The sequence below is a fragment of the Streptomyces sp. NBC_00984 genome (assembly GCF_045162475.1).
Classification (GTDB): Bacteria; Actinomycetota; Actinomycetes; order Streptomycetales; family Streptomycetaceae; genus Streptomyces.
In genome coordinates this window covers 4,185,847-4,211,147 of record NZ_CP108734.1, presented here as the reverse complement: position 1 = coordinate 4,211,147, position 25,301 = coordinate 4,185,847, and the positions used below count along the sequence as shown (strand labels likewise).

The window sequence follows — 25,301 nt, the reverse complement described above, 5'->3', positions numbered from 1 at the left end:
AGGCATGCCGGCGGTGACGAAATGGTCCGTCCGTGCCATGCGCGGCCCGTGGTGCGCTCCCTACGCTAGGAAGCCGGCGACGGCAGTGAGAGGTGAGTGACGTGGTGACGCTCAGCACGCGGACCGTATCCGACCATGTGGCCCTCGCCGAGATCGAGCTCTGCGGTGAGCTGATGATCGCCGCGTCGGCCGCGATCGGGGAACGGCTCAGTGCGGACCGTATCGACGAGGTGCTCGACGTCCGGGTGATCAACGAGCGGACCACCGTCCCCCGGCAGGGCGACCACCGGGGGTGAGCGCGGCCCGCGGCCCGAGGACCCCCGCCATCAGGTGCGGAGCAGCCGGGCGATCGCCTTCGTGGCTTCTTCGACCTTGGCGTCGATCTCCTCGCCGCCCTTGACCGCCGCGTCCGCGACGCAGTGCCGCAGGTGCTCCTCCAGCAGCTGGAGGGCGAAGGACTGGAGCGCCTTCGTGGACGCCGATACCTGGGTCAGTATGTCGATGCAGTAGACGTCCTCGTCGACCATGCGCTGGAGACCGCGGATCTGGCCCTCGATCCGGCGCAGCCGCTTGAGGTGTTCGGCCTTCTGGTGGTGATAGCCGTGTATGCCGCGGTCGTGATCGGTGACGGTGGATTCCGTCTCGCTGGTGGTCCCGGCGGTCTCGGTGGTGGTCATTACTTCCTCCCGTTTTCCCTTTACCCTGCCGTCTATATACCCCTGGTGGGTATATCTTAACGAATTCAGCTGAAACGTGACCGGGGGCCCGTGCTGATCACTGTGCCTGATGCGCGACACTGAAGAACGCCGGTTAGCCGTGGCCGGATGATGCGCCTAGCATCAGCCTGACCGAATCCAAAGCACCCCGAGGACCCCACGTGCGCTTTCGTCTGACCCCCAGGGAGACGAGCTTCTACGACATGTTCTCCGCATCCGCGGACAACATCGTCACGGGCTCGAAACTCCTGATGGAACTGCTCGGGGCGGATTCTGCCTCCCGAGTCGAGATCGCGGAGCGCATGCGGGCAGCGGAGCACGCGGGGGACGATGCCACCCACGCGATCTTCCACCAGCTGAACTCCTCTTTCATTACGCCCTTCGACCGCGAGGACATTTACAACCTCGCTTCTTCGCTCGACGACATCATGGACTTCATGGAGGAGGCCGTCGACCTGGTCGTGCTGTATCAGGTCGAGGAACTTCCCAAGGGCGTCGCCCAGCAGATCGAGGTGCTGGCCCGAGCGGCCGAGCTGACCGCCGAGGCGATGCCGGGGCTGCGGACCATGGACAATCTCACCGAGTACTGGATCGAGGTCAACCGTCTGGAGAACCAGGCCGACCAGATCCACCGCAAACTGCTCGCCCATCTCTTCAACGGCAAGTACGACGCCATAGAGGTGCTGAAGCTCAAGCAGATCGTGGACGTGCTGGAAGAGGCGGCCGACGCGTTCGAGCACGTCGCCAACACGGTGGAGACCATCGCGGTCAAGGAGTCCTGAACCACGTGGACACCTTTGCACTGATCGTGACCATCGGTGTCGCGCTCGGCTTCACGTATACGAACGGCTTCCACGACTCGGCGAACGCCATCGCCACCTCCGTCTCCACCCGCGCACTCACGCCCCGCGCGGCGCTGGCGATGGCCGCGGTGATGAACCTCGCCGGTGCGTTCCTGGGCAGCGGTGTCGCCAAGACCGTCAGCGAGGGTCTGATCGCGACGCCCGAGGGCCACAAGGGGATGGGCATCCTCTTCGCCGCGCTCGTCGGCGCGATCATCTGGAACCTCGTCACCTGGTACTTCGGGCTGCCCTCCTCGTCCTCGCACGCCCTGTTCGGCGGCATGGTCGGCGCGGCGCTCGCCGGCGGGACGCTGGTGCACTGGGACGGGGTGCTCGACAAGGTCGTCATCCCGATGTTCGTCTCGCCGGTCATCGGCCTGGTCGTCGGCTATCTGGTGATGGTCGCGATCATGTGGATGTTCCGGAAGTCCAACCCGCACAAGGCCAAGCGCGGTTTCCGGATCGCACAGACGGTCTCGGCCGCGGGCATGGCGCTCGGCCACGGTCTGCAGGACGCGCAGAAGACGATGGGCATCGTGGTGATGGCGCTGGTCATCGCCGACGTCGAGAGCCCGAGCGACCCGATCCCGGTCTGGGTGAAGCTGGTCTGCGCGCTGATGCTCTCGCTGGGTACGTACGCGGGTGGCTGGCGCATCATGCGGACGCTCGGCCGGAAGATCATCGAGCTGGACCCGCCGCAGGGGTTCGCGGCGGAGACGACGGGTGCGTCGATCATGTTCGGCTCGGCGTTCCTGTTCCACGCGCCGATCTCCACGACGCATGTGATCACCTCGGCGATCATGGGTGTGGGCGCCACGAAGCGGGTGAACGCCGTGCGGTGGGGTGTCGCCAAGAACATCATCCTGGGCTGGTTCATCACGATGCCGGCCGCGGGGCTGGTCGCCGCCGCGAGCTACGGAGTCGTGGTTCTGCTCTTCGGCTGACGGCCGGCCATGATCACGGCGGTAAGGAAACGGGGCCGCCCCCACTCCCTGTGCGGGGAGCGGGGGCGGCCCCTTCGCCTTGCGGTGGCACCGCCATGCAGCACCTCAAGGCCGTCTGGGGGCGAGGGCCCGTCCGGCGGATCGGGGTCGGACAGGCCCGGGGCCGGTGCTATCCGAAGCGTCCCGAGATGTAGTCCTCGGTGGCCTGGACGGACGGGTTGGAGAAGATGCGTTCCGTCTCGTCGATCTCCACGAGCTTGCCGGGCTTGCCGACCGCCGCGAGGTTGAAGAACGCCGTGCGGTCCGAGACGCGGGCCGCCTGCTGCATGTTGTGCGTCACGATGACGATCGTGAAGCGCTCCTTCAGCTCGCCGATCAGGTCCTCGATGGCGAGGGTGGAGATCGGGTCCAGGGCGGAGCACGGCTCGTCCATCAGCAGCACGTCCGGCTCGACCGCGATTGCGCGGGCGATGCACAGGCGCTGCTGCTGACCGCCGGAGAGACCGGAGCCGGGCTTGTTCAGCCGGTCCTTGACCTCGTTCCAGAGGTTGGCGCCGCGCAGGGACTTCTCGACGATGTCGGGCAGCTGGCTCTTCTTGTACGAGCCGTTCAGCTTGAGGCCCGCGGCGACGTTGTCGAAGATCGACATGGTCGGGAACGGGTTCGGGCGCTGGAAGACCATGCCGACCGTGCGGCGCACGGTGACCGGGTCGACGTTCGCCCCGTACAGGTTCTCGTCGTCCAGCAGCACCTTGCCCTCGACGCGGCCACCGGGGGTGACCTCGTGCATGCGGTTCAGGGTGCGCAGGAAGGTGGACTTGCCGCAGCCGGACGGGCCGATGAAGGCGGTCACGGAGCGGGGCTCCACGGTCATCGAGATGTCCTCGATGGCGAGGTGGGAGCCGTAGTAGGCGGACAGGCCGCTGACGTCGATGCGCTTGGCCATCTGAATCACTGCTTCTTTCGTGCCGCGGTCAGCGGCCGGTCTTCGGGGCCTTCCAGCGGGCGATGCCGCGGGCCACCAGGTTGAGGATCATGACGAAGGCGATCAGGACCAGCGCGGCGGCCCAGGCACGGTCGTACGACTGGTCGGTGCCGACCCTGTACTGCTCCCAGATGTACAGGGGGAGCGACGACTGTGCGCCCTGGAACGGGTTGGTGTTGATCAGCTGGCTGCCGAAGACCAGCAGCATGATCGGCGCGGTCTCACCGGCGATCCGGGCGATCGCGAGCATCACACCGGTGGTGATGCCGCCGATCGCGGTCGGCAGGACCACCTTCAGGATGGTGCGCCACTTCGGGACGCCGAGGGCGAGCGATGCCTCGCGGAGCTCGTTCGGGACGAGCTTGAGCATCTCCTCGGTGGAGCGGACCACGACCGGGATCATCAGGATCGTGAGCGCCAGCGCACCCATCAGACCGGACGGCTGGGTCTTCGTCATCAGCATGATCGACAGGATGAAGAGACCCGCGACGATGGACGGGATGCCCGTCATGACGTCGACGAAGAAGGTCACGGCCTTGGCCAGGGCGCCCTTGCCGTACTCCACCAGGTAGACGGCGGTCAGCATGCCGATCGGGGCGGAGATCACGGTGGCGATGCCGACCTGCTCCAGCGTTCCGATCAGTGCGTGGTAGACACCGCCGGTCGCCTCGGTGCCGAGCACGCCGGCCATCGAGTGGGTCAGGAAGTACCCGTCCAGGCGCTCCGCGCCGCGGCTGACCGTCGTCCACAGCAGCGAGGCGAGCGGCACGACGGCCAGCAGGAAGCAGACCCAGACGACGCTGGTGGCGAGCCGGTCCTTGGCCTGGCGCCGGTTCTCGACGACCGAGGTCGTGACGTACGAGATGACGACGAAGAGGAGGGCGGAGAACAGCCCCCACTGGGTGCGGCTCTGCCAGCCCGCCGCCATGCCGGTGCCCACGCCCAGCACGATTGCGGCGGCCGCGAAGGCGAACGGGGCCCAGCGGGGGAGTGCCCGGCTGCTCAGGCTGGTCGGGCGGGCGGACGCCGTCGGGGCGGGGCGCTCCTGTATGCCGGTGTTGGCTGCCTGGCTCATGCGTTGGCCCCCGAGTATTCCTTGCGGCGGGCGATGATCAGCCGGGCCGCGCCGTTGACCAGCAGAGTGAGGATGAAGAGCACGAGACCGGAGGCGATCAGGGCGTCGCGCCCGAGCTCGTCGGCCTCGCCGAACTTCGCGGCGATGTTCTGGGCGAAGGTGCCGCCGCCCGGGTTGAGCAGATGGCCGGAGATGAGGAAGCTCGGCGACAGGACCGTGGCGACGGCCATCGTCTCGCCGAGCGCACGGCCCAGGCCCAGCATCGAGGCGGAGATCACGCCGGAGCGGCCGAAGGGGATCACCGAGAGGCGGATGACCTCCCAGCGGGTGGCGCCCAGGGCGAGGGCGGCTTCCTCGTTCATCCTCGGGACCTGGAGGAAGACTTCGCGGCTGACGCTGGTCACGATCGGCAGGATCATGATCGCGAGCAGGATGCCGACGGTGAAGAGCGAGCGGGCGACGCCGACCTCGGTCTTCTCGAAGATGTACGTCCAGCCGAAGAACTGGTCGAGCCAGAGGTTCGTGCCCTCCAGGTACGGGACCAGGACGAGGGCGCCCCAGATGCCGTACACGATGCTCGGCACTGCGGCGAGCAGGTCGACGACGTACGCGAGGGGCGCGGCCAGCTTGCGCGGCGCGTAGTGCGAGATGAACAGGGCGATACCGACAGCGACCGGGACGGCGATGGCCATCGCGATGACCGAGCTGACGATCGTGCCGAAGAGGAGGACCGCGATGCCGAAGACCGGCGGGTCGCCGGCCGGGTTCCAGTCCAGGGTGGTGAGGAAGTTGCCTTCGTCCTTGGACACGGCGAGCGAGGCGCGGTAGGTCAGGAACACGGCGATCGACGCCATGATCACGAGCAGCAGGATGCCCGAGCCCCTGGAGAGGCCCAGGAAGACCTTGTCGCCCACGCGCCCGGACTTGGTCCCGGCGCGCTTGCGCGCCACCGGCGGTACCGGCGGCGTTTCTATCGGTGTGGTGGAAGCCATGGTCTTTCCGGTCTGTGTGGGGGAGCGGTCTGGCTCCCCTGGCGGCGGTGCACCGGATGGGTGGTGGCGGACCGGTCCGGAGGGGTGCACCGGACCGGTCTGCCGGATGTAGCTGGTGTTGCTGAAGGTGTTACTGGTGGTGCTTGCGCGTCCCGGTTACGAGAGGGAGCCGATGGTCTCGCGGACCTTGGCGTTGATCTCGGTCGGGATCGGCGCGTAGCCGGCGTCGATGAGGAGCTTCTGGCCCTCGTCACCGGCGGTGTAGTTCAGGAAGGACTTGACCGTGGGAAGGGTCTCGGCCTTGTTGCCCTTGTCGCAGACGACCTCGTACGTCACCAGGACGATCGGGTAGGCGCCCTCGGCCTTGGTGTTGTAGTCGAGGTCGAGCGCCAGGTCCTTGCCGGTGCCCTTGACCTTGGCGGCGGCGATGGCCTTGGAGGCGTTCTCCGGGGTGGCCTTGACCGGGGCGGCGCCACCGGTGTCGATGTCGACGGTGGAGAGCGACTGCGAGGTGGCGTAGCTGAGCTCGAAGTAGCCGATCGCGCCGTCGACCTGCTTCACCTGAGCGGCCACATCGGAGGAGGTGGACGCGGACTGGCCACCGGGGGCCGGCCACTTCTTCTCGGCTTCGTACTTCCAGTCGCTCGGGGCGGCCGCGCCCAGGTACTTGCCGAGGTTCTGGGTGGTGCCGGAGTCGTCGGAGCGGTGGAAGGCCTGGATGGCCTTGTCCGGGAGCTTCGCGCCGCTGTTGAGCTTGGCGATCGCCGGGTCGTTCCACTTCTTGATCTTGCCGTCGAAGATCTTGGCGAGGGTGGGGGCGTCCAGCGTGAGGCTGTCGACACCTTCCAGGTGGAAGCCGATGGCGATCGGGCCGCCGACCATCGGGAGGTTGATGCCCTGGCCGCCCTTGCAGATCTTCTTCGAGTTGGCGACCTCTTCGGGCTTCAGCGCCGAGTCGGAACCGGCGAAGCCGACCGTGCCGTCGTTGAAGGCGATGATGCCGTCACCGGAGGAGGACGACTTGTAGTTGACCTCGACGCCCGAGCAGCCGGCCATGTAGTTCTTGACCCAGAGGTCCATGGCGTTCTTCTGCGCGCTGGAGCCGGAGGCGAGCAGCTGGCCCTTGGCGTCGTCGCACTTGATGTTCGACGCCGCGCTCGTCTTGCCGCCGTTACCGCCGGTGGAGCCGCCGCTGTTGTCGTCCGAACCGCACGCCGTGAGGACCAGGGCGCCGGAGACGGCGAGGGCACCGAGCGCGGTGGCACGAAGCCGGTTCTTGCGCTGAAGCTTCACTTTTCGGGTGTTCCTTCCAGGAGCCGCCGAGGTCTTTTCGTTCTACGACGGCGTGCGATGTGTTGGGTGCTCCGGCGTAGCGCCGCGCACCGTGTACTGCCGAAGTTAGGCAGAACAGGTGAAGCGGCCTACGGGGGAGAGTGAACGGAAGGTGAACCGTGCAGGGCGGTGCGGTTCTGGCCCTCGGTCAGCTGTTCGGCAGGATCGCGAGCAGGGCGTCCAGGAGTTCCCGGTCACGGTCCTGGGTGAGGCGGGTACGGGCCGCCGCCGGGGAGAGCCAGCTCACCCGGTCCACCTCGGCGTTGGGCACGAAGCAGCCGCCGGTCGCCTCGGCCGCCCAGTAGGCGACCTCCTTGGGGCGGCCGTTCGCGAGATAGCGGACCGTGGGGAGCGGGGCGCCGGGGGCGCAGTGGTGGCCGGTCTCCTCCAGGACCTCGCGCCGGGCGGCGTCCAGCGCGGGCTCGCCGCGCTTCAGCTTGCCCTTGGGGTGCGACCAGTCGTCGTAACGGGGCCGGTGGACCAGACAGATCTCCAGCCCGCCGGATTCCGGCCGGCGCCACAGCACGCACCCCGCGGCGAGCACCGGCCCGTTCACGGTGCGCTCGGCGCCGCGGGCGCCCACCACCCCGCTCATGGTGCGATCACGGCCGCGGCGGTGTACGGCCAGCTCGTCCGGAACACACCGCGGGCCGCCTCCACCTCATGGCGCTGGTCGGCGTGGAGCACCCCCAGGGCGTACGCGGTCGCAGGCGCGATGCGGGGTGTGCGGGCCGCCGATGCCGCCGCCGCGGCCGCCTCCGAGGCGTCCCGGTGCAGATCGAGCGCGTGGCCCGGCGCGACCAGGACCGGGTCGGGGGCGCCCCGCACCACCTCGTGGGCGTACCGGTGCAGCCGGAGCAGCAGCCGGGCCCGGTGCCAGGGCGCGTCCTGCGCCTCGTTGTACGGCTCGACCGCCTGGGCGGACGGGAGCGCCGCCACCGCGCCGAGCAGCTGCTGTTCGGCCCGGTCGGCGGGCCCGTGCAGCATCTCCTCGGCCGGGGCCGCGGCCGAGGAGGCGAGCGGGACCTCCGAGGCGAGCAGTGCGACGGCGTCGGCCACCGCGTGGAAGCGGGAGGAGCCGAGCGCCTGGAGCGCCGCGGAGTGGGCGCGGGTCCGGGCGAGGGTCAGCTGCCGTTCGAGGAGCGCTCCGGCGCGGGCCGCGCCGACGCCGAGGGCGGCGCGTTCCTTGTCGGCGGCGCTGTCGGAGCCGGCCCCGTTGCGGGCGGTGGGCAGCGAGGTGCCGGACAGGGCGTGCAGCGCTTCGAGGAGCCGGTTCAGCCGGGTCGCGTAGGCGTGTTCCCTGGCCAGGGTGCCGGAGAGCCAGGCCAGTTCGGTACGGAGCTGCTCGGCCCAGGTGGCGTCCAGCGCCGCCCGGAAGGTGTGCAGCGTGCCGCTGATCCGGCGCGAGGAGCGGCGCAGCGCGCCGGCGGCCTCCTCGGCCTTGTGGGTTCCGGCGTCCGTGGGGGCGCTGTTCTCGCGGTGCAGGCGCAGGCTGCGGAGGAATTCGGCGGCCTGCTCCTGAAGGTAGGGCGCGAGTACCGCGCCTGCCGTAAGGTCCGCCTGCGTCGTCTGGTGGTCATGGCGTCGCACGCCGGCGCCTCCGGGCGTCAATGAGCATTTCCTGTACGTGCCGCAGCGGCTGGCCGTCCGCGTCCGTGGCGTGCCGGGTCCAGTTCCCGTCGGGACCGAGGTGCCAGGAGGAGGTGGTGTCGGCCATGCCGGTCTCCAGGAGACGGCTGAGTGCGGCGCGGTGGGCGGGATCGGTGACCCGGACCAGTGCTTCGATCCGGCGGTCGAGATTGCGGTGCATCATGTCGGCGCTGCCGAACCACACCTCGGGTTCGCCGCCGTTGCCGAACGCGAAGACCCGGGAGTGTTCGAGGAAGCGGCCCAGGATCGAGCGGACCCGGATGTTCTCGGAGAGACCGGTGACACCGGGGCGGATCGCGCAGATGCCGCGTACCCAGATGTCCACCGGTACGCCGGCCATCGCGGCCCGGTAGCAGGCGTCGACGATCGCCTCGTCGACCATCGAGTTGACCTTGATGCGGACGTAGGCGGTCCGCCCGGCCCGCTGGTGCGTGATCTCCTTGTTGATCCGGGCGATCAGCCCGTCCCGCAGGGATTTCGGGGCGACCAGGAGACGGCGGTAGGTCTCGCGGCGGGAGTAGCCGGAGAGCCGGTTGAAGAGGTCGGACAGGTCCGCGCCGACCTGCGGGTCCGCGGTCAGCAGGCCGAGGTCCTCGTAGAGCCTGGCCGTCTTGGGGTGGTAGTTGCCGGTGCCGACGTGGGAGTAGCGGCGCAGGGTGTCGCCCTCCTGCCGGACGACGAGTGAGAGCTTGCAGTGGGTCTTGAGGCCGACGAGACCGTAGACGACATGGCAGCCCGACTCCTCCAGCTTCCGCGCCCACTTGATGTTGGCCTGCTCGTCGAAGCGGGCCTTGATCTCCACGAGTACGAGGACCTGCTTGCCGGACTCGGCGGCGTCGACCAGGGCTTCCACTATCGGGGATTCGCCCGAGGTCCGGTACAGGGTCTGCTTGATGGCGAGGACTTCGGGGTCGGCGGCGGCCTGCTCCAGGAAGGCCTGTACGGAGGTGGAGAAGGAGTCGTACGGGTGGTGCAGGAGCACGTCGCGTTCGCGCAGCGCGGCGAAGATGTCGGGCGCGGAGGCGGATTCGACCTCGGCGAGATCGCGGTGGGTGCCGGCGATGAACTTGGGGAACTTCAGCTCGGGCCGGTCCAGCGACGCTATGCCGAAGAGTCCGGTGAGGTCGAGCGGGCCGGGCAGCGGGTAGACCTCGGCGTCGGACACCTTCAGCTCGCGTACCAGCAGGTCCAGCACGTACGGGTCGATGGACTCCTCGACCTCCAGGCGGACCGGCGGGCCGAAGCGGCGCCGCATGAGCTCCTTCTCCAGGGCCTTGAGGAGGTTCTCGGCATCGTCCTCCTCGACCTCCAGGTCCTCGTTCCTGGTGACCCGGAACATGTGGTGGGCGAGGACCTCCATGCCCGGGAAGAGCTCTTCGAGGTGGGCGGCGATGACGTCCTCTATGGGCACGTACCGCTGCGGCGACGCCTCCAGGAAGCGGGTCAGCAGCGGCGGCACCTTGACCCGGGCGAAGTGGCGGTGGCCGCTGACCGGGTTGCGTACGACGACGGCGAGGTTGAGCGAGAGCCCCGAGATGTACGGGAAGGGGTGCGCCGGGTCGACGGCGAGGGGGGTCAGCACGGGGAAGACGCGCTGCCGGAAGAAGGTGAACAGGCGGGCCTGTTCCTTCTCGGTCAGTTCGGGCCAGCGGATCAGCTGGATGCCCTCGTCGGACAGGGCGGGGGCGACGTCCTGCTGGTAGCAGGCGGCGTGCCGGGCCATGAGTTCGCGCGAGCGGGTCCAGATCAGGTCCAGGACCTCGCGGGGCTGGAGTCCGGAGGCGGACCGGGTGGCGACGCCGGTGGCGATACGGCGCTTCAGACCGGCCACCCGGACCATGAAGAACTCGTCCAGGTTGGAGGCGAAGATGGCGAGGAAATTAGCCCGTTCGAGTAGCGGGGTAGCCGGGTCCTCGGCCAGTTCGAGCACTCGTTCGTTGAACGCGAGCCAACTGCGCTCGCGGTCCAGGAAGCGGCCCTGGGGCAGCTCGTCGCCGTCGACATCGGGTTCGTACGCGTCGACGTCGGCGTCGATATCGGGATCCAGATCGGCCGCGGTCGACAGTGCGGCGCCGTTGGACGCGGCGACGGCGTGCGGCCGGTGTGCGGCGAGGGAGCCGACCGACGGCTGCACGGTGGACTGGACCGGTACCTCGGAGCTGGGCTGCTGGCTCATGGCCCTATTGTTCCGCGCGGATGGCTCCGGGGGCGCGCCGGAGGGTGCGGAGATCGCGGGGAACGCACGGTTGACGTCGTTCGTGCGGTCTCCGCCGGGATTTCTCCCGTTGCGGGGGGTCGGCACAGCTGGCTGCATTTCGAGAGGGTCGCAAGCGCTTCTGAATGGCTGGTAACGGCGACATGACGTGCAGGAAGCGGTGTGCCGTGCGCGGATTGGTCATATGAACCGTTTCCGGGCCCCGGGGAGGGGCCCGGAACGTACGGACGTCAGCCGTGGCGGCGGCGCAGCACCCGGAAGGCGACGGCGACGGCGAGGGCGGCCAGGACGAGCAGGATGCCGGTCTCGACGAGCTGGAGGGGCCAGAAGTGCGAGGCGGGGTGGTAGTCGAGGTAGCGGAGGGTGATGTCCTTGTCGGCCAGGCACTGCTTGAGGTCGTTGTGCCAGCTCAGGCACGCATCGGCGGGCAGCCGTTCGCCGCTGCTGGTCACCCAGCCTTCTCCGGTGTCGACGGCTCCGTCGGGGAACCGGTATTCGCTGAACGGCTTGAACGTGTGCGTCAGCGAGGGCCACAGACCGTTGCGCACGGTGTTCAGGGCCACCACCAGCGCGCCGTATCCGATCACGGTCACGACCATCGCGGCGACGGTGCGCCGCAGCAGCAGCCCGGCGAGTGCGCCGAGGGCCAGCATGCACAGGGCGTAGCCGACGGGGACGGTCCCGATTGAGCCGTACACCTCACGGGAGTACCGCTCGGACGGGTGGTGTATCGCGTTCTCCCGTGTCTGCGCCCAGGCGCAGGCGGCCGACAGCACGGAGACGGAGGCCAGCGTCGCGACGGCGGGTACTGCGAGTTTGGCGGCGAGCCAGCGTGTGGGTGTCACGGACTGGGACCACGCAAGCTTGTATGTGCCGCTCTCCATCTCGCGGGCGATCACCGGGCCGGCCACGAAGATGCCGACGAACGCGGGGAGGACCATCATCAGCAGGCCGGACCAGTCGAGGACATCCTTCATCCAGTTCTGGCGGTCGAGGTATTCGTTGACCGTGTCGACACAGCCGGGCACGGTGTGCCGGACCGAACAGCCCGTCGCGGCGAAGGCGTTCGCGACATGGTCGGTCCACAGCCAGGTGCCGACCAGCGCGACGACGGCCAGGAGGGGGAGCGCGCCCAGGAGCTGAAGGGCCTGCCGGTGCTGAGCCAGGACGACGCGGTTCGGGCCGCGCAGGGCGATCGTGCTCATACGGCCGCCACCTCCAGCCCGGCCTCGGCGCTCGGCGTCAGCAGCGCCGGGACCTCCGGCGACCGCAGATGCGCCAGCAGCAGTTCCTCCAGGGAAGGCTCGGTGGCCTCCCAGACGTCCGTGTCCACGGGTCCTTGCCTCCGTACGAGTGCGGTCTTCAGACGTCCCGCGGTGCGGGACTCGACGACGGTGTGCGGTGCGGTGTCCCGTACCGGACCGGTGAGCAGGGTGTGCGCGGCGAGGAGGTCCTCCGTCTCGCCGCCGAGGCGGACCCGGCCGCCGTCGACGAGCAGGAGGTAGTCGCAGGCGCCCTCCAGCTCGGTGAGGATGTGCGAGGACATCACGATGGTGGTGGAGTGCTCGGCGGCCTCCGCCATCAGCGCGCCCATCAGCTGGTGGCGGGCGAGCGGGTCGAGGTCGGCCATCGGCTCGTCCAGCAGCAGCAGTTCGGGCCGCTTGCCCAGCGCGAGGGCCAGGGCGAGCCGGGTGCGCTGGCCGCCGGACAGGGCACGGACCGCGGCGTCGCGCGGGAGCTCCCCGGCGATGCGTTCGGCGGTGTCCTGGTCCCAGGTGGCGGGGTTCAGCTCGGCGCCCGCCCAGAGCGTCGCGGCGACCGTCAACTGCGGGTACAGCGGCTTGTCCTGGGCCACGAAGGCCATCCGGGCACGAGCCTGGCCGGGCGCCGCGCCCAGCACCCGTACCGTCCCCTCCGACGGCCGCAGGAAGCCGGCCGCGAGGGCGAGCAGGGTGGACTTGCCCGCGCCGTTGGGCCCGACGAGGGCGCACACCCGCCCGGCGGGCAGCCGGAAGGAGCAGTCGCGCAGCGCCCAGCCCCTGCCTCTGCCCCGGTACTTCATTCCGAGGCCGGTGGCCTCGATCGCAGCGCCTGTCATCCGGCCTGATCCCCCTCGAAAGTCCTGTCCAGTACGGCGGTGAAGAGCGCGCTCACGTCGTCCTTCTCCAGCCCGGCCGCGCGGGCCCGGCGGGTCCAGTCGGCGAGTTCGGCGCGCAGCGGTGCGTCGTCGGCGGCCGCCGCGCCGCCGAGGGTCCGGGTGACGAAGGTGCCGAGCCCGCGCCGGGCCTCGACGAGACCCTCGCGCTCCAGCTCCCGGTAGGCCTTGAGCACGGTGTTCGGGTTGATCGCGGTGGCTTCGACGACCTCGCGCGCGGTGGGCAGCCGGTCGCCGGGCTCCAGCAGGCCGAGGCGGAGCGCCTGCTTGGTCTGCTGGACGATCTGGAGGTACGTGGCGACGCCGCTGCGCCGGTCGATGCGGTACTCGACCGCTGCGGACTCTGCCATGTTCACCCCTTTCACTAATTGAGTAGTGAAAGAGTGGCGCAAGGAAGGGGCGGCGTCAAGCGACGCCGCCCCCGGGTGAGTTGGGCTTGTAGCCCCTTGCCTCAGGACTCCGTGCGGTACATCAGGTCCACCTCGTGCGTCACGAAGCCCATCCGCTCGTAGACGGCCAGCGCCGCCTTGTTGTCCGCGTCCACGTAGAGCATCGCGGTCGGCAGCCCCTGGGCGGCCAGATGGCGCAGCCCGATCGCGGTGAGCGCCTTGCCGAGTCCGCCGCCCTGCGCGTCGGGCAGGATGCCGACGACGTACACCTCACCGAGCTGCTCCTCGGCGTGCGTCTTCGTCCAGTGGAAGCCGATCAGCTCGCCGTCGCGCTCGGCCAGGAAGAACCCCTTCGGGTCGAACCACGGCTCCGCCTTGCGGTCGTCCAGGTCGCGCTGGGTCAGCGAACCCTGCTCCGGGTGGTGGGCGAAGGCGGCACGGTTCACCGCGAGCCAGGCGGCGTCGTCCTCACCGGGCACGAAGGTGCGGACGGTGACGCCCGGCGGCAGCACCGGCTCACCGATGTCCAGCGGGGTCAACGGGCGGCGCAGCTGGCGCAGTTCGCGGAAGAGCGAGAGGCCGAGGACCTGCGAGAGATGCCGCGCCGCGGACTTCCCGCCGTGCGCCCACACCCGCAGCCGCTTCCCGGTCGTGGCGAGCAGCGCCGCGCCCAGCGCCCGCCCGTGGCCCTGCCCGCGGTACGCCGGATGCACGACCAGCTCGGCGGCCGGGGCCTCGACGGGGTCGGTGTCCTCCAGCTGCGCGTACCCGACCAGGACCGGGCCGCTGCTCAGCAGCAGATGCCGCACCCCCTCGCGCCGCCCGCCCCGCAGCTGCAGCCGCCCCTGCTCCGACACGGCCTGCCGGCCGTCGGACCGGGCCGCCTCGGCGAGCAGATCGGATACGGCTTCCGCCTGCTCGGGGGAGAGCACGTCGAGCGTCCGGATCTCGCGTCCGGGGGCGGGGAGGGGTGTGTCAGTCGTCATGCCTACGAGCGTACGGGGGCGGGGTGGGTGCCGGGGTGGTGTGCGGGTGCTTCGGGACTCAGGCCGTGGTCTGCGGCGTGTTCAGTACACCGTCGGCGATACGGGAGAGATCTTCGGCACTGGGCAGCAGCTCGCGCACGCGGTCGGGCAGACCGGCGTAGGTGCTGACGGCCAGCGGCTGGTTGTGGCCGCGCAACGCGTACTCGACCATCGACCGGTCGCGGCTCTCGGCGATGAGAATGCCGATGGTGGGCCCGTCGAACTCCTTGTCCCGCACCAGATCGTCGACCACGGACACATAGAACCCGAGCTGCCCGAAGTGCTCGGGGTGAGCTTTTCGGGTCTTCAGTTCCAGCACGACGTAGCAGTGCAGCCTGCAGTGGTAGAAGAGCAGGTCGATGCGGTATTCGCTGTCGCCCACGACCACGGGGTACTGCCGCCCCACGAAGGCGAAGCCCACGCCCAGCTCGGTGAGGAACCCGACGAGGTGGGCCACGAGGGCGTCCTCCAGGTCCCGCTCCGTGTGCCGGCCGCCCAGTTCGGTGAAGTCGAGCCGGTACGGGTCCTTGATGATCTCCTTCGCGGCCTCGGACCGCTCGGGGATGACGGCGTCGAAGTTGTTGATCGCGGCGGCGTGGGAGAGGTGCAGGGCGTGGTGGATCGCCGAGGTCAGATCGTCCCGGGACCAGCCGTTGCGGACTGCGTGCTGGGCGTAGAAGTCCAGCTCAGGGCGGGTCTTGCAGGAAGTCATGAGGGTGGCGATGTGGCCCCATGGCAATTGCGCAACAGCCTGTTGCGCAAACCGTTCGGGCCATGTTCGGGCCATCTGCTGCATGTACTGGAGGTTCCGCGTACTGAACCCCCGCTGGGTCGGGAACTCCGCCTTCAGCTCGGCGGCAATGCGGGCGATGACCTTGGCGCCCCACTTCTCCTCCCGCTGTCGCGCCAGGATCGACCGCCCGATCTCCCAGTACATCTGGAGCATCTCGGTGTTGACCTTCAGCTGGGCCCGCACATGCGCGCCGCGCACGATCGACTTCAGGTCGTCGATCATCTCGTGGAAGCCCGGTGGCAGTTCGGACGCCCGCTGGCCAGGTACGACGGCCTTGGTATTCGGTTCGTTGTCCATGGCGTACAGGCTTGCGCCGTACATGCGTGCCGGGACGTTTCTGCCCGCATATGTGAGCCATACGAGTGACGTGTGACTTTTTGTGGTCATACCCACCGCATGGCAACCAGTTCGTAACCCGGGAAACCTGTCGCGCTACGCGCGTTGACCCTAGGCTGCGCACGAAGTCTCCAGACTCGTCATCACTTTCGAACCTCCCGCTGAACTCACAAGGGGACCGATGTCAGCGACACCGCAGAAGAACCGCGCGCCCCGGCGGGTGCTCGCCGCGGCGGCCGGGCTCGCCACCGTCGGCGCGCTTGTCGCCGCGATGCCGGCCGGCGCCCAGGACCGCCACGGCCATGGTCACGGGCACCACAAGCCGGGCCGTACCGTCGACGTACAGCTGCTGTCCTTCAACGACCTGCACGGGAACCTGGAGCCGCCGGACGGCACGGCGGGCAAGGTCTTCGAGACGCAGCCCGACGGCTCGCCCAAGGAGATTCCGGCCGGTGGCATCGAGTACCTCGCGACCTCGCTGCGCACCGCGCGCAAGGGCCACCCGTACTCGATCACCGCGGCCGGTGGTGACATGGTGGGCGCGAGCCCGCTGCTGTCCGGCCTCTTCCACGACGAGCCGACCATTGAGGCGCTCAACAAGATCGACCTCGATGTGACGAGCGTCGGCAACCACGAGTTCGACGAGGGCGCCACCGAGCTGGCCCGCCTCCAGAACGGCGGCTGCCACCCGGTCGAGGGGTGCTACGAGAAGAACAAGAAGTTCAAGGGCGCCGACTTCCCCTACCTCGCCGCCAACGTGACGAGCGAGAAGACCGGCAAGCCGGTCCTCAAGCCGTACACGGTGTGGAAGAAGAACGGCGTCAGGATCGGCTTCATCGGGGTGACCCTGGAGGGCACGCCGAACGTGGTCACGGCCAACGGCGTCAAGGGCCTGAAGTTCCACGACGAGATCGAGACGATCAACAAGTACGCCAAGGAGCTGGACCGGCAGGGCGTCAAGTCCATCGTCGCGCTGATCCACGAGGGCGGGGCCCCGGCCTCCAGCTCGTACAACTACGACTGCGACAGCTCCGGCGCCGGTGACGGCATCTCCGGGCCGATCACCGACATCGCCAAGGGCATCACGCCCAAGGTCGACGCCCTGGTCACGGGCCACACCCACCAGGCGTACGTGTGCACGATCCCGGACCCGGCGGGCAACCCGCGCCTGGTCACCTCGGCGTCGTCGTTCGGCAAGGTCTACACGGACACGACCCTCACCTACGACCGCCGCACCAAGGACATCGTCCGTACGTCGGTGGAGTCGGCCGGTGCCTCGAACCCGAAGTCGGCGAACCACATCGTCAGCCGGGACCAGCACAGGGCCTCCGACATGGAGTCCCTGATCGCCCGCTGGAACGCCCTCGCGGCGCCCATCGCGAACAAGCCGCAGGGCTACATCTCCGCCGACATCGTCGGCCGCGGCTCCAAGGCCCTTGAGAAGCCGCTCGGTGACGTGATCGCCGACGCCCAGCTGGAGGGCCTGGCCCCGGCGGACAAGGGCGGGGCGGTCGTCGCCCTCATGAACCCGGGCGGTATCCGCGCGGACCTGGTGTACGCGTCGCCCGACGGCAAGTCCGACGGGGTGGTGACGTACGGGGAGTCCTTCACCGTGCAGCCCTTCACCAACATGATGAACGTCGTCGACCTGACCGGCGCCCAGCTGGTCGAGACGCTCCAGCAGCAGGTCAGTGGCTCCAACGAGGCCAGCCCGAAGATCCTCCAGGTCTCGAAGGGCCTCACCTACACCCTGGACATGACGAAGACGGGCGCGGCCCGCGTGGTCACCGACACGATCAAGCTGAACGGAGAGGCGATCGACCCCGCCAAGAGCTACCGCGTCGCGATTAACGAGTTCCTGGCAGGCGGCGGCGACGGCTTCGCGGCGCTCGGCCAGGGCACGAACAAGCTGGTCGGCCCGTCCGACCTGGACGTCTTCAACGCCTACCTGGCGGCCCACTCCTCGGCCGCCGCACCGCTGGCCCCGCCGGCGACGGACCGGATCACGGTCGTCCAGTAACTCCCGTACGCGGGTGAGCGGGGCGGTGGGCCGGCGGGCCCACCGCCCTTCCGCGTTTCCGCGGCCCGTTCAGGGCGCCGACCCGGCTCGGGCGAGCGTGAACCAGACCGCCTTCCGGTACGGGAAGCAGCCACCCAGCACGGTCATCCCCCAGGTGAACGCCAGCCGCTCCACGAGCAACAGCCCACGCCCGCCCTCCTGTTCACTCACCTCGCGGAAGGCCGGTGGCTCGGGCAGGGCCCAGTGCTCGTCGTCCGCGACGGAGACGGTGACCAGTTTGCGCTGGACGGTCACGCGGACCCGGATCAGGGACGTACGCGTGTGACGGTGGGCGTTGGTGACCACCTCCGTGACGCACAGACGCGCGTCGTCGACCAACCCGCAGTGTCTGCTGACGGTCAGCAGCGACGCGATGAAGTCACGCGAGAGCTTCGCGGCGCTGGACGTGTTCGGCAGGGCGAGCTGATAGATCTCGCCGCACTGTGGGCCCGGTGGCGTGGAGTATGCGGTGGCGTGGACGTGGGTCATGTCGTTCTCCCAACGCGGTGCGGTGCGAACGGGTGCGTCGCTTGCCGTCCGTGGCAATGGCCGTACGCAGGCGCGGGTCAACATGCGTGTGTACGGCTGCACTTCGGGTCTACCGGCGTGCGGCGCGGTGTGTGGCGACCATAGCTGATGCGCCTCACGCGTTGGACGCATCTGTGTAATGTCATGAACGATGTGCGCCTCGATGGGTAACGGGCCACACTGACCCGGGGAGAGGAGAGATCGATGCCATCAAGGAAGGCGCCCACGGCGCGCCAGCGCCGACTGGGTGCTGAGATGCGCAAGATGCGTGAGCGCACGGGGCTTTCGCTCACGGAAGCGGGTGCGATGCTCAGCACGGACCGCACCACGGTGAGCAACATCGAATCCGGGCGGTTCGGTGTCAGCACCGAGCGGGTTCGTGCATGGGCCGAGCACTACGGGTGCTCCGACGAGGCATACATCGATGCGCTCGCGGAGATGGCGCGAGAGCGCATAAACGGCTGGTGGGAGGATTATCGGGGCGAGCTCACCAGCGACGCCCTCGACCTGGCCGAGTTGGAGCACCACGCCGCTGGCCTGCGCTCGGTCGAGATCATGCACATTCCTGGGCTGCTCCAGACCGAGGACTACGCGAGGGCCGTGTTCGCGGAGGCCGTCCCGCCGCTCAGCCCGACGCATCAACGGCGCTTGCTTTCCCATCGGCTGAAGCGCCGGGACGTGCTCGATCGGGTGGATCAGCCCCGGTGTGTGTTCCTGGTCCACGAGGCGGCACTGCGGATGGTCTACGGCGGTTCGGCCATTGCGCGCAGCCAACTCGACTATCTGTTGCGGCAGTCGGAGCGAGAAAACGTCGTCATCCGTGCGATCCCCTTCGCGGCGGGCGGTTTCCCGCACGCCAACAGTTCGGCACAATACCTCTACGGTCCCGTGCCGCAGCTCGACACCGCGCAGACGGACACTGCGACCGGATCGGGGTTCTTGGACGCTGAAACAAGCCTTGAAAACTGGCGGGTTGCTCTGAACCGGACCGAAGAGCGCTCCCTTGACCCGGAGAAGACACGGGACTTCATTCGTACCATCGCACTACAAGTATGAAGGCGTGAGAACAATAGAAATCCAGTGGCGAAAGTCGTCGAAATCATCGAATGCCGATGGCAATAACTGCCTTGAGCTGGCCGAGCACGGGGGTGAGATCCTGATGCGTGAGAGCGACAACCCGAGCGTGGTCATCCGTACGACCCGTGCCAAGCTCCGCGCCTTCCTCGGCGGCGCCAAGGAAGGCGAGTTCGACGATCTGGCCTGATCTCTAGCGCTCTTGCTTCGGGCGGTTCCCATCGGCGCAGGTGGGGGCCGCCCTTGGCGTATCCGGGTGGCTTGGATTAGACGGTCGAGCTGCACACGTCGACTATCTGCACCTCACTCGTTAGACGTCAAACGCTTGAAACGGGATCGCTTAAAACGCTAGCTTCGGGTGGTGCCTCCAGTCGGCTCGGCTCCTCGGTGAGTCATGCCTGGAGTGCCCAACTCTGTTCAATTATGCGCCAGTTGAACGGGGTTCCCGAAGGGTCGTCCCGCGCCTGCCGCTCGTCACGCCGGCCGCAGGTGCGGGGCGGTCCCGATGTGGCGCCAGGAGGAATTCCGTGCGCGAGCAACAACCCGTACCCTCCGCAACGCGCGTGTTCTGGTGCGAGCGGGTCACCTACCGCACGATGGAGGCGGACGAGATCGCCGAGGTGTCCCGGCACATGTCCCTCGACCCCGCCGAGGCCGTCCGCTTCATCCGGCTGAACGTGCGGGCGCTGGCCGTTGATCTGCCGCCCATGGAGCGGCATCGGGCGCTGAGTTGGGTCGACGGCGGCGGATGCGTCGGCGCCATCGGCTCCCTCCATCGCGGCGAACCCTGCGGCTTCTCGCTGAGTCACCGGGGCGCCTGGATCGAGTGGACCGTGCGCCCTCAACTCTCCTTCCATGTCTACGGTGCGGCCGACGTGGCACCTACGATCGAGGCGTGACCATCACGTACGAGTGGCGCGGCGACTTCGACAACGCCTCCCTCAACGCACTGCATGCCGAGGGCTTCGGTCACCCGGTCGCCGGGACCGACTGGCGGGCCCGGGTCGAGCGGCACAGCCTGGGCTGGGTCTGCGCGTGGGAGGACGGCGGCCTGATCGGGTTCCTCAACGTCGTCTGGGACGGCGGAGCCCATGCCTTCCTCCTGGACACGGTCGTCGCCGGGCACGGACGGGGGAGAGGGGTCGGCGCCGCGCTCGTGGCGAAGGGCGCCGAGGAAGCCCGTGCCGCGCGGTGCGAGTGGCTGCACGTCGACTTCGAGGAGCACCTGCGTCCGTTCTACTTCGATGCCTGCGGCTTCGAGGAGACGGCGGCCGGGCTGATCGCCCTCTGATCACAAGGGCCGCGGGGCCCGGTCGTACCTGCGCATCAGGTCGGGGAGCCGTTCGGTCCCGGCGGCCTTGTGGGTACGGACCTCCGCCAGCTCCTGCAGGTGTGCGGCGATGGCGGCGTTCTCGTACTCCGCCTCGACGGCGAAGTTCACCCCCAGCAGATTGGTCCGCAGCTTGCAGACGATGTCGGCGGTCGCGACGGCGACCTCCGCTCGGCTTCGGACGGTGGCATCGCACGGTCCGGGCGGGCTTTCCGCGCGAGGCGCGCAGGCTGCTGGAGCTGGTGCCACCGACGGCGACGGGGCCGATGTTCCTCGATCCGGTGAGCCGAGGACTGGAAGACGGCCTGGACGCGGTTCTGTCGGCCCCCACGGACACCGTCCGTGGCGAACTGGACAGGGTCTGCCGGACGAGCCGTCCGGTCACCCCGTGGCTTCGCGGGCTGGCGGACCGGGACACGGCCGTCTGGCAGGAGCTGGAGCAGTCGCTCCGGTCGGCGTACACGGGCCTCGTGGGCCCGTCCTGGAGCCGCATCCGGTCGGGCTTCGACGCCGAGCGCGCCTGGCGTACCCGGCAGCTCGCCGAACACGGGATGCGCGCGACGCTGGCCGGTCTCATCCCTGGTGGCCGCTGGCACGGGACGACCCTGGTCCTCGACTGCGCCAAGGAGGCCGAGGTCACCCTGACCGGACACGGCCTGGTGCTGCTGCCGTCCGCCGTGTGGGACGGCCCGCCCCTGATGGCCGTGCACGACGACGCCCCGAGCGTCTTCATCTACCCGGCGCTGACACCGCTGCCGCTGCTGGGCGCCCGCGACGGCGAGGACCATCCACTGAGCGCCCTGCTGGGACGGACAAGGGCCGCGGCTCTCGGCCTGCTCACCCAACAGCTCACCACCACGGACATCGCCCGGGAACTGGACATCAGCAAGTCGTCGGCCTCCGAACACGCGAAGGCGCTCCGGGACGCACGACTCATCGTCACCCAGCGCGAGGGCAAGGCGGTCTGGCACTCCTGCACCCCGCTGGGGCTGGACCTGCTCACGGGTTCGGCCTGAGCCCGTGACGCGGCACCGCCTCCGTGACGCGGCACCGCCTCCGTGACGCGGCGCTGTCTCCGTGACGCGGCACCGCCTCCGTGACGCGGCGCTGTTCCCGAAGTGACGTGCACCCGCCATAATCCGAGGGCTGACCCCCACGGCAGACGGAGGCAACCCCCGCATGAGCCCGTACACCGCCACTCGCCGGAACTTCCTGGCCGGCGCCCTCGCCGCCACCGCCACCGTCCTGATCGGCGCGGGCCCCGCCGGTGCCGAGGCCCGCCAAGTCCGCACCACTCAGGACTGGATGGGCGCCATTCCCGATGCCACCGCGCTGCAGCGCCTCACGATCCCCGGCTCGCACGACTCCGGCGCCCGCTACGGCGGCCCGTGGACCGAGTGCCAGAACACCACGATCGCCGAGCAGTTGAACAGCGGCATCCGCTTCCTCGACGTGCGGTGCCGGATCACTGGTGGCTCCTTCGCGATCCACCACGGGGCCTCGTACCAGAACCTGATGTTCGGCGATGTGCTGGGTGCCTGCTGGGACTTCCTGGCGGCCCACCCCACCGAGACCGTGCTGATGCGGGTCAAGCAGGAGTACTCGGAGGAGAGCGACGCGGCGTTCCGGGCGGTCTTCGACGACTACCTCGACAACCGGGGCTGGCGGCCGTTGTTCCGTATCGATTCGGCACTGCCCTCGCTGGGTGAGGCGCGGGGCAAGGTCGTGCTGCTGGCCGATAACGGTGGGCTGCCCGGTGTCCGGTACGCCGACTCGGAGCTCTTCGACATCCAGGACGACTACATGGCGGAGCCGTTCGCCAAGTACCCGAAGATCGAGGCCCAGTTCCGCAAGGCCGCCCAGCAGCCCGGGAAGCTGTACATGAACTACGTCAGCACGGCCGCCCTGATGCCACCGCGCTGGAACGCCGACCGGCTCAACCCGCAGGTGCAGTCGTTCCTGGACGGCTCGGAGGCTGCGGGCTGGACCGGGCTCGGGATCGTCCCGCTGGACTTTCCCGCCACCCGGTCGGGCCTGGTGGAGTCGCTGATCCGGCACAATCCAGCGGCCTGAGCTTCCTCGGCTTCCGGCCTCAGGATCGTTTGTAGTAGTAGCCGTCGCCGCTGGCGGGCCCGACGTTGTGCCGAATGCCGCTGCCGTTGAGGACATAGAACGACGGGTCGGTGGTCGTGTAGCAGTAGCCGGGGTTGGGCCCGACGAGCTTGGAAGCGCTGACGTTGATGCGGCTTTTGCCGTTCGCCGTGGAGGTCACCTTGGCCTCGTACGGGCAGTTGTTGTAGGGGAAGTCGGACAGGCGCACCACACCCGAACGGGAGATGGTGATGGTGCCCGGCTGCCCGGTGTTGTACGTCTCGCCGAACTTCCAGGTGCCCACGAACGACGAGGGGACTGAGCTCCCGCCGCCCGAGCCGCCCGTGGATCCCGAGCCGCCGCTCGAACCACCGCCGCCCGAACTGCTCGTGGATCCCGAGGTGTTGCTCGAACCCCCGCTGCTCGACCCTCCGCCTCCCGTCGCGTCGGTGCCGCCCCCCGACGACGAACTGCCGCCACCGGACGAGCTGCTGGACGAGGACCCGCCCGTGGACGATGTGCCGCCCGCGCCGGATGATCCCGAACCTCCTTCCGCCTCCCCGGCGTTCCGGCCGTCCTTTCCGTTCCGGCCGTCCTTGCCGTCGTCGCCCTTCTTGTCCTTGCCGCCGGAGGCGTCGGGGCTCTTCCTGCCCGGGGAGGGTGTGCCCTGCGGTGATGACGGCGACGTCGGGGAGGCCGGGCTCGTCGCGCCGGCGGACGGTGGGGACGCGTGGTTGCCGCTGTCGCCGCTGAACGGTTGCAGCACGGCCATCGTGCCGCCGCCCCCGGCCAGGACCAGAACCACGGGTACGGACACGACCCACGTCCGGCGCCGCCCCTCCCGCTTGCGCTTCGGCTCGGCCGTCCCGCCGACGAGGACGGCCTCGGGAACGGCCTCGGGGGTGGCCTCGGGAGTGGGCCCCGCCGGCCGGAGGCCGACCGTGCTGCGGTCCACACGCTGCTGCCGTACCGGCGCCGCCTCCGCGTCCAGAAGCTGCGCCGACTGCCGGGCGAGGTGACCCACCACGTCCGCCGGCAGCCACGACGCCGCTGCCGGGGCGAGGCGTTGACGGCTGGGCTCGGCCAACAGGGCTTCCACGGAGGGGCGTTCGTCGGGCGACTTGGTCAGTAGGCGGGTGATCAGGGTGCGCAGGCCCTCGTCGCGCACCCGGTCGAGGTTGGGGGCGGCCTCGACTATGTGGTACATCACCGCATGCTGGTTGCTCACCCCGTGGCCGAATGGGAGCGTGCCGGTCGCCGCGTAGGTCAGTACGCAACCGAGCGTGAAGACATCGCTCTTCGGGCCCGCGCTCTCGCCGCGTATCTGCTCCGGGGCCATGAAGCCCGGTGACCCGATCACCATCCCCGTGCTGGTGAGCAGCGAGTCGACCGAGGTCTCGACGGCACGGGCGATACCGAAGTCGATGACCTTGGGGCCCTCGACCGTGAGCATCACGTTCGACGGCTTGAGGTCGCGGTGGACGATGCCGGCCGCGTGGATGTCCTTGAGCGCCCGCAGCAGCCCGTCGGCGAGGGCGAGCACGGACTCGGTGGGGAGCGCGCCGTGACCGCGCACGATCTGTTCGAGGGAGAGCCCCGGTACGTAGCCGGTGGCCACCCAGGGGTACTCCTCGTCGGGGGCCGCGTCCAGCACGGGCGCCGTGTAGCGCTCGCCCACCCGCCTCGCCGCGTCGACCTCGCGGCGGAAACGGGCCCTGAACTGTGGATCCGCGACGTGCTCCGCGTGCACCACCTTGACCGCGACGGTGCGGCCGCCCTCGGAACGGGCGAGATAGACCCGGCCCATACCGCCCGCGCCGAGCCTGCCGAGCAGCAGGTAGGGCCCGATGCGGGCCGGGTCGTTCGCGGTCAGCGGCTTGATGCCGCCGTCGACGTTGTCCTCGCTGCTCTCGTGATCGTCGTTGTGCACGCTGGCCATCTTCGAGCGCTCCCCCGCGTGTCCCGCGCCGCAGCCCGTGGGACCGTCTCAGTCATCCGAAATCCGTTTGCTGTGCTGCGACTTGGCGCAATCGGTGTTCAGTCTGAGGTACGACACGCAGCTATTGGAACTACTTCCGGAAAAAATTCCAGAAGCTTCACTACGCTACTTCCGGAGACACGCCACGAGGGACCACCGGTTCCGGGATCGAGGACGGCATCGATGAGCCCGAAGCAACAACGCGGTGAGGCCACTGCCGCGCAGGTGCTCGACTGCGCACTCGACATCTATGTGGCGGAGGGCGAAGCGGGCCTCACGCTCGGCGCGATCACCTCGGCCAGCGGGGTCAGCGCGGGAAGCATCTACCACCACTTCGGCAGCCTTCAGGGAGTGGCGGTCGCGCTCGCCCAGTCCTGGCTGGGCCGCCTCCTGGATGAGCTGGTCAGGGCATTGGAGCAGGCGGACGACGCCCGCTCCGGCGTCCACGCCGTGGTGCGGGCCTACCTGCGTTTCGTCCAGCTCCACCCGGATGCGGCACAACTCATGCACTCCGTCGCCGTGGACCGCGAGATGGCAGCGCACGCCCATCAGATCCGGGGCGCCCAGGAGGCCCGGCTGGCCCCGCTCGCGGCCTGGCTGCACACCCATCAGGCGTCGGGGCATCTCGTCGACCTCCCCCTGCCCGTACTGGAATCACTGATCCTGGGCCCGGTGACGGGCATCGCACGCCGCTGGCTCTCCGTCGGGGACATCGACATGGACGAAGCCGCCCGAACGGTCCCGCACCGCATCTGGCGTTCGGTCGGTCGCTGAGCCTCCCCGAGCCTCCCC

27 protein-coding genes are annotated in these 25,301 nt (G+C 69.2%); 11 read left to right on the top strand and 16 right to left on the bottom strand.

Annotated features, from left to right (window positions below):
- The first annotated feature begins 101 nt into the window (after window positions 1-101).
- Window positions 102-296 (top strand): hypothetical protein, encoded by a 195-nt coding sequence (locus OG520_RS18670; RefSeq protein WP_399334623.1) that lies wholly within the window; start codon window positions 102-104, stop codon window positions 294-296.
- 30 nt (window positions 297-326) lie between these two features.
- Here OG520_RS18670 and OG520_RS18665 read toward each other — a convergent pair whose 3' ends face one another.
- On the bottom strand, window positions 327-677 hold the full coding sequence (locus tag OG520_RS18665; RefSeq protein ID WP_399334621.1) for a metal-sensitive transcriptional regulator: 351 nt from the start codon (window positions 675-677) through the stop codon (window positions 327-329).
- Window positions 678-877: 200 nt separating this feature from the next.
- On the opposite strand from OG520_RS18665, the gene OG520_RS18660 reads away from it, so the two are divergent.
- The gene (locus OG520_RS18660) at window positions 878-1,498 is read left to right on the top strand and encodes a DUF47 domain-containing protein (protein WP_093899728.1); all 621 of its coding nucleotides are present in this window, start codon (window positions 878-880) and stop codon (window positions 1,496-1,498) included.
- 5 nt (window positions 1,499-1,503) lie between these two features.
- Window positions 1,504-2,502: an inorganic phosphate transporter gene (locus tag OG520_RS18655; RefSeq protein ID WP_266416318.1), complete on the top strand. Its 999-nt coding sequence runs from the start codon at window positions 1,504-1,506 to the stop codon at window positions 2,500-2,502.
- Between the two features lie 169 nt (window positions 2,503-2,671).
- Here the strand turns inward: OG520_RS18655 and pstB are convergent, their stop codons facing one another.
- The 12 genes from pstB to OG520_RS18595 all read right to left on the bottom strand — a co-directional run bounded on the left by pstB (window position 2,672) and on the right by OG520_RS18595 (window position 15,410).
- Window positions 2,672-3,448: a phosphate ABC transporter ATP-binding protein PstB gene (pstB, locus tag OG520_RS18650; protein WP_266416316.1), complete on the bottom strand. Its 777-nt coding sequence runs from the start codon at window positions 3,446-3,448 to the stop codon at window positions 2,672-2,674.
- A gap of 28 nt (window positions 3,449-3,476) precedes the next feature.
- On the bottom strand, window positions 3,477-4,562 hold the full coding sequence (gene pstA, locus OG520_RS18645) for a phosphate ABC transporter permease PstA (protein WP_399334618.1): 1,086 nt from the start codon (window positions 4,560-4,562) through the stop codon (window positions 3,477-3,479).
- Window positions 4,559-5,554 carry a phosphate ABC transporter permease subunit PstC gene (pstC, locus tag OG520_RS18640; RefSeq protein WP_399334616.1) on the bottom strand — a complete coding sequence of 332 codons (996 nt, stop codon included), beginning with the start codon at window positions 5,552-5,554 and terminating at the stop codon, window positions 4,559-4,561. The genes pstA and pstC overlap by 4 nt, the downstream gene beginning before the upstream one ends.
- 156 nt (window positions 5,555-5,710) lie before the next feature.
- Window positions 5,711-6,847: a phosphate ABC transporter substrate-binding protein PstS gene (gene pstS, locus OG520_RS18635; protein WP_406013906.1), complete on the bottom strand. Its 1,137-nt coding sequence runs from the start codon at window positions 6,845-6,847 to the stop codon at window positions 5,711-5,713.
- 187 nt (window positions 6,848-7,034) lie between these two features.
- A complete protein-coding gene (locus OG520_RS18630) occupies window positions 7,035-7,442 on the bottom strand; it encodes an NUDIX hydrolase (protein WP_406016516.1) in 408 nt (135 codons plus the stop codon).
- A gap of 35 nt (window positions 7,443-7,477) precedes the next feature.
- Window positions 7,478-8,476, bottom strand: a complete 999-nt coding sequence (locus OG520_RS18625; protein WP_406013905.1) for a CHAD domain-containing protein — start codon at window positions 8,474-8,476, stop codon at window positions 7,478-7,480.
- A complete protein-coding gene (locus tag OG520_RS18620; RefSeq protein WP_406013904.1) occupies window positions 8,463-10,712 on the bottom strand; it encodes an RNA degradosome polyphosphate kinase in 2,250 nt (749 codons plus the stop codon). The genes OG520_RS18625 and OG520_RS18620 overlap by 14 nt, the downstream gene beginning before the upstream one ends.
- A gap of 269 nt (window positions 10,713-10,981) precedes the next feature.
- Window positions 10,982-11,956 carry an ABC transporter permease subunit gene (locus OG520_RS18615; RefSeq protein ID WP_406013903.1) on the bottom strand — a complete coding sequence of 325 codons (975 nt, stop codon included), beginning with the start codon at window positions 11,954-11,956 and terminating at the stop codon, window positions 10,982-10,984.
- A complete protein-coding gene (locus OG520_RS18610) occupies window positions 11,953-12,849 on the bottom strand; it encodes an ABC transporter ATP-binding protein (protein WP_266416299.1) in 897 nt (298 codons plus the stop codon). Before OG520_RS18610 ends, OG520_RS18615 begins: the two co-directional genes overlap by 4 nt.
- Entirely contained in the window at window positions 12,846-13,256 is a 411-nt protein-coding gene (locus tag OG520_RS18605) for a GntR family transcriptional regulator (RefSeq protein ID WP_266416296.1), read from the bottom strand. Before OG520_RS18605 ends, OG520_RS18610 begins: the two co-directional genes overlap by 4 nt.
- Window positions 13,257-13,357: 101 nt before the next feature.
- Complete coding sequence (mshD, locus tag OG520_RS18600; protein ID WP_406013902.1) at window positions 13,358-14,281, bottom strand: mycothiol synthase; 924 nt, start codon at window positions 14,279-14,281, stop codon at window positions 13,358-13,360.
- 58 nt (window positions 14,282-14,339) lie between these two features.
- Complete coding sequence (locus OG520_RS18595) at window positions 14,340-15,410, bottom strand: YhcG family protein (protein WP_406013901.1); 1,071 nt, start codon at window positions 15,408-15,410, stop codon at window positions 14,340-14,342.
- Window positions 15,411-15,630: 220 nt separating this feature from the next.
- On the opposite strand from OG520_RS18595, the gene OG520_RS18590 reads away from it, so the two are divergent.
- Entirely contained in the window at window positions 15,631-17,469 is a 1,839-nt protein-coding gene (locus tag OG520_RS18590; RefSeq protein ID WP_406013900.1) for a bifunctional metallophosphatase/5'-nucleotidase, read from the top strand.
- Window positions 17,470-17,538: 69 nt separating this feature from the next.
- Here the strand turns inward: OG520_RS18590 and OG520_RS18585 are convergent, their stop codons facing one another.
- Window positions 17,539-17,997 carry an ATP-binding protein gene (locus OG520_RS18585; protein ID WP_406013899.1) on the bottom strand — a complete coding sequence of 153 codons (459 nt, stop codon included), beginning with the start codon at window positions 17,995-17,997 and terminating at the stop codon, window positions 17,539-17,541.
- Window positions 17,998-18,240: 243 nt separating this feature from the next.
- On the opposite strand from OG520_RS18585, the gene OG520_RS18580 reads away from it, so the two are divergent.
- The 4 genes from OG520_RS18580 to OG520_RS18565 all read left to right on the top strand — a co-directional run bounded on the left by OG520_RS18580 (window position 18,241) and on the right by OG520_RS18565 (window position 20,401).
- Complete coding sequence (locus OG520_RS18580; protein WP_406013898.1) at window positions 18,241-19,092, top strand: helix-turn-helix domain-containing protein; 852 nt, start codon at window positions 18,241-18,243, stop codon at window positions 19,090-19,092.
- A gap of 13 nt (window positions 19,093-19,105) precedes the next feature.
- Window positions 19,106-19,300, top strand: coding sequence for a DUF397 domain-containing protein (locus OG520_RS18575; protein WP_266793323.1), 195 nt, complete (start codon window positions 19,106-19,108; stop codon window positions 19,298-19,300).
- Between the two features lie 337 nt (window positions 19,301-19,637).
- Window positions 19,638-20,009: a hypothetical protein gene (locus OG520_RS18570; RefSeq protein ID WP_406013897.1), complete on the top strand. Its 372-nt coding sequence runs from the start codon at window positions 19,638-19,640 to the stop codon at window positions 20,007-20,009.
- Window positions 20,006-20,401 carry a GNAT family N-acetyltransferase gene (locus tag OG520_RS18565; protein ID WP_406013896.1) on the top strand — a complete coding sequence of 132 codons (396 nt, stop codon included), beginning with the start codon at window positions 20,006-20,008 and terminating at the stop codon, window positions 20,399-20,401. Before OG520_RS18570 ends, OG520_RS18565 begins: the two co-directional genes overlap by 4 nt.
- Here the strand turns inward: OG520_RS18565 and OG520_RS18560 are convergent, their stop codons facing one another.
- Entirely contained in the window at window positions 20,402-20,689 is a 288-nt protein-coding gene (locus tag OG520_RS18560) for a hypothetical protein (RefSeq protein ID WP_406013895.1), read from the bottom strand.
- A 32-nt stretch (window positions 20,690-20,721) separates the two neighbouring features.
- Here OG520_RS18560 and OG520_RS18555 point away from each other — a divergent pair, with 32 nt between their 5' ends.
- Together OG520_RS18555 and OG520_RS18550 are read left to right on the top strand one after the other, a co-directional pair.
- Window positions 20,722-21,456: an ArsR/SmtB family transcription factor gene (locus tag OG520_RS18555; protein ID WP_406013894.1), complete on the top strand. Its 735-nt coding sequence runs from the start codon at window positions 20,722-20,724 to the stop codon at window positions 21,454-21,456.
- A 163-nt stretch (window positions 21,457-21,619) separates the two neighbouring features.
- Window positions 21,620-22,513: a phosphatidylinositol-specific phospholipase C gene (locus tag OG520_RS18550; RefSeq protein WP_406013893.1), complete on the top strand. Its 894-nt coding sequence runs from the start codon at window positions 21,620-21,622 to the stop codon at window positions 22,511-22,513.
- Window positions 22,514-22,532: 19 nt separating this feature from the next.
- Here the strand turns inward: OG520_RS18550 and OG520_RS18545 are convergent, their stop codons facing one another.
- Window positions 22,533-24,470, bottom strand: coding sequence for a serine/threonine-protein kinase (locus OG520_RS18545; protein WP_406013892.1), 1,938 nt, complete (start codon window positions 24,468-24,470; stop codon window positions 22,533-22,535).
- A gap of 222 nt (window positions 24,471-24,692) precedes the next feature.
- Here OG520_RS18545 and OG520_RS18540 point away from each other — a divergent pair, with 222 nt between their 5' ends.
- Window positions 24,693-25,283, top strand: a complete 591-nt coding sequence (locus tag OG520_RS18540) for a TetR/AcrR family transcriptional regulator (RefSeq protein WP_399334585.1) — start codon at window positions 24,693-24,695, stop codon at window positions 25,281-25,283.
- The last annotated feature ends 18 nt before the right edge of the window (window positions 25,284-25,301 follow it).

Coding starts and splice junctions, on each gene's coding strand:
- OG520_RS18665 (WP_399334621.1), bottom strand. CDS start 677: ATGACCACCACCGAGACCGCCGGGACCACCAGCGAGACGGAATCCACC.
- pstB (WP_266416316.1), bottom strand. CDS start 3,448: ATGGCCAAGCGCATCGACGTCAGCGGCCTGTCCGCCTACTACGGCTCC.
- pstA (WP_399334618.1), bottom strand. CDS start 4,562: ATGAGCCAGGCAGCCAACACCGGCATACAGGAGCGCCCCGCCCCGACG.
- pstC (WP_399334616.1), bottom strand. CDS start 5,554: ATGGCTTCCACCACACCGATAGAAACGCCGCCGGTACCGCCGGTGGCG.
- OG520_RS18620 (WP_406013904.1), bottom strand. CDS start 10,712: ATGAGCCAGCAGCCCAGCTCCGAGGTACCGGTCCAGTCCACCGTGCAG.
- OG520_RS18615 (WP_406013903.1), bottom strand. CDS start 11,956: ATGAGCACGATCGCCCTGCGCGGCCCGAACCGCGTCGTCCTGGCTCAG.
- OG520_RS18610 (WP_266416299.1), bottom strand. CDS start 12,849: ATGACAGGCGCTGCGATCGAGGCCACCGGCCTCGGAATGAAGTACCGG.
- OG520_RS18605 (WP_266416296.1), bottom strand. CDS start 13,256: ATGGCAGAGTCCGCAGCGGTCGAGTACCGCATCGACCGGCGCAGCGGC.
- mshD (WP_406013902.1), bottom strand. CDS start 14,281: ATGACGACTGACACACCCCTCCCCGCCCCCGGACGCGAGATCCGGACG.
- OG520_RS18595 (WP_406013901.1), bottom strand. CDS start 15,410: ATGGACAACGAACCGAATACCAAGGCCGTCGTACCTGGCCAGCGGGCG.
- OG520_RS18590 (WP_406013900.1), top strand. CDS start 15,631: ATGTCAGCGACACCGCAGAAGAACCGCGCGCCCCGGCGGGTGCTCGCC.
- OG520_RS18585 (WP_406013899.1), bottom strand. CDS start 17,997: ATGACCCACGTCCACGCCACCGCATACTCCACGCCACCGGGCCCACAG.
- OG520_RS18580 (WP_406013898.1), top strand. CDS start 18,241: ATGCCATCAAGGAAGGCGCCCACGGCGCGCCAGCGCCGACTGGGTGCT.
- OG520_RS18550 (WP_406013893.1), top strand. CDS start 21,620: ATGAGCCCGTACACCGCCACTCGCCGGAACTTCCTGGCCGGCGCCCTC.
- OG520_RS18545 (WP_406013892.1), bottom strand. CDS start 24,470: ATGGCCAGCGTGCACAACGACGATCACGAGAGCAGCGAGGACAACGTC.
- OG520_RS18540 (WP_399334585.1), top strand. CDS start 24,693: ATGAGCCCGAAGCAACAACGCGGTGAGGCCACTGCCGCGCAGGTGCTC.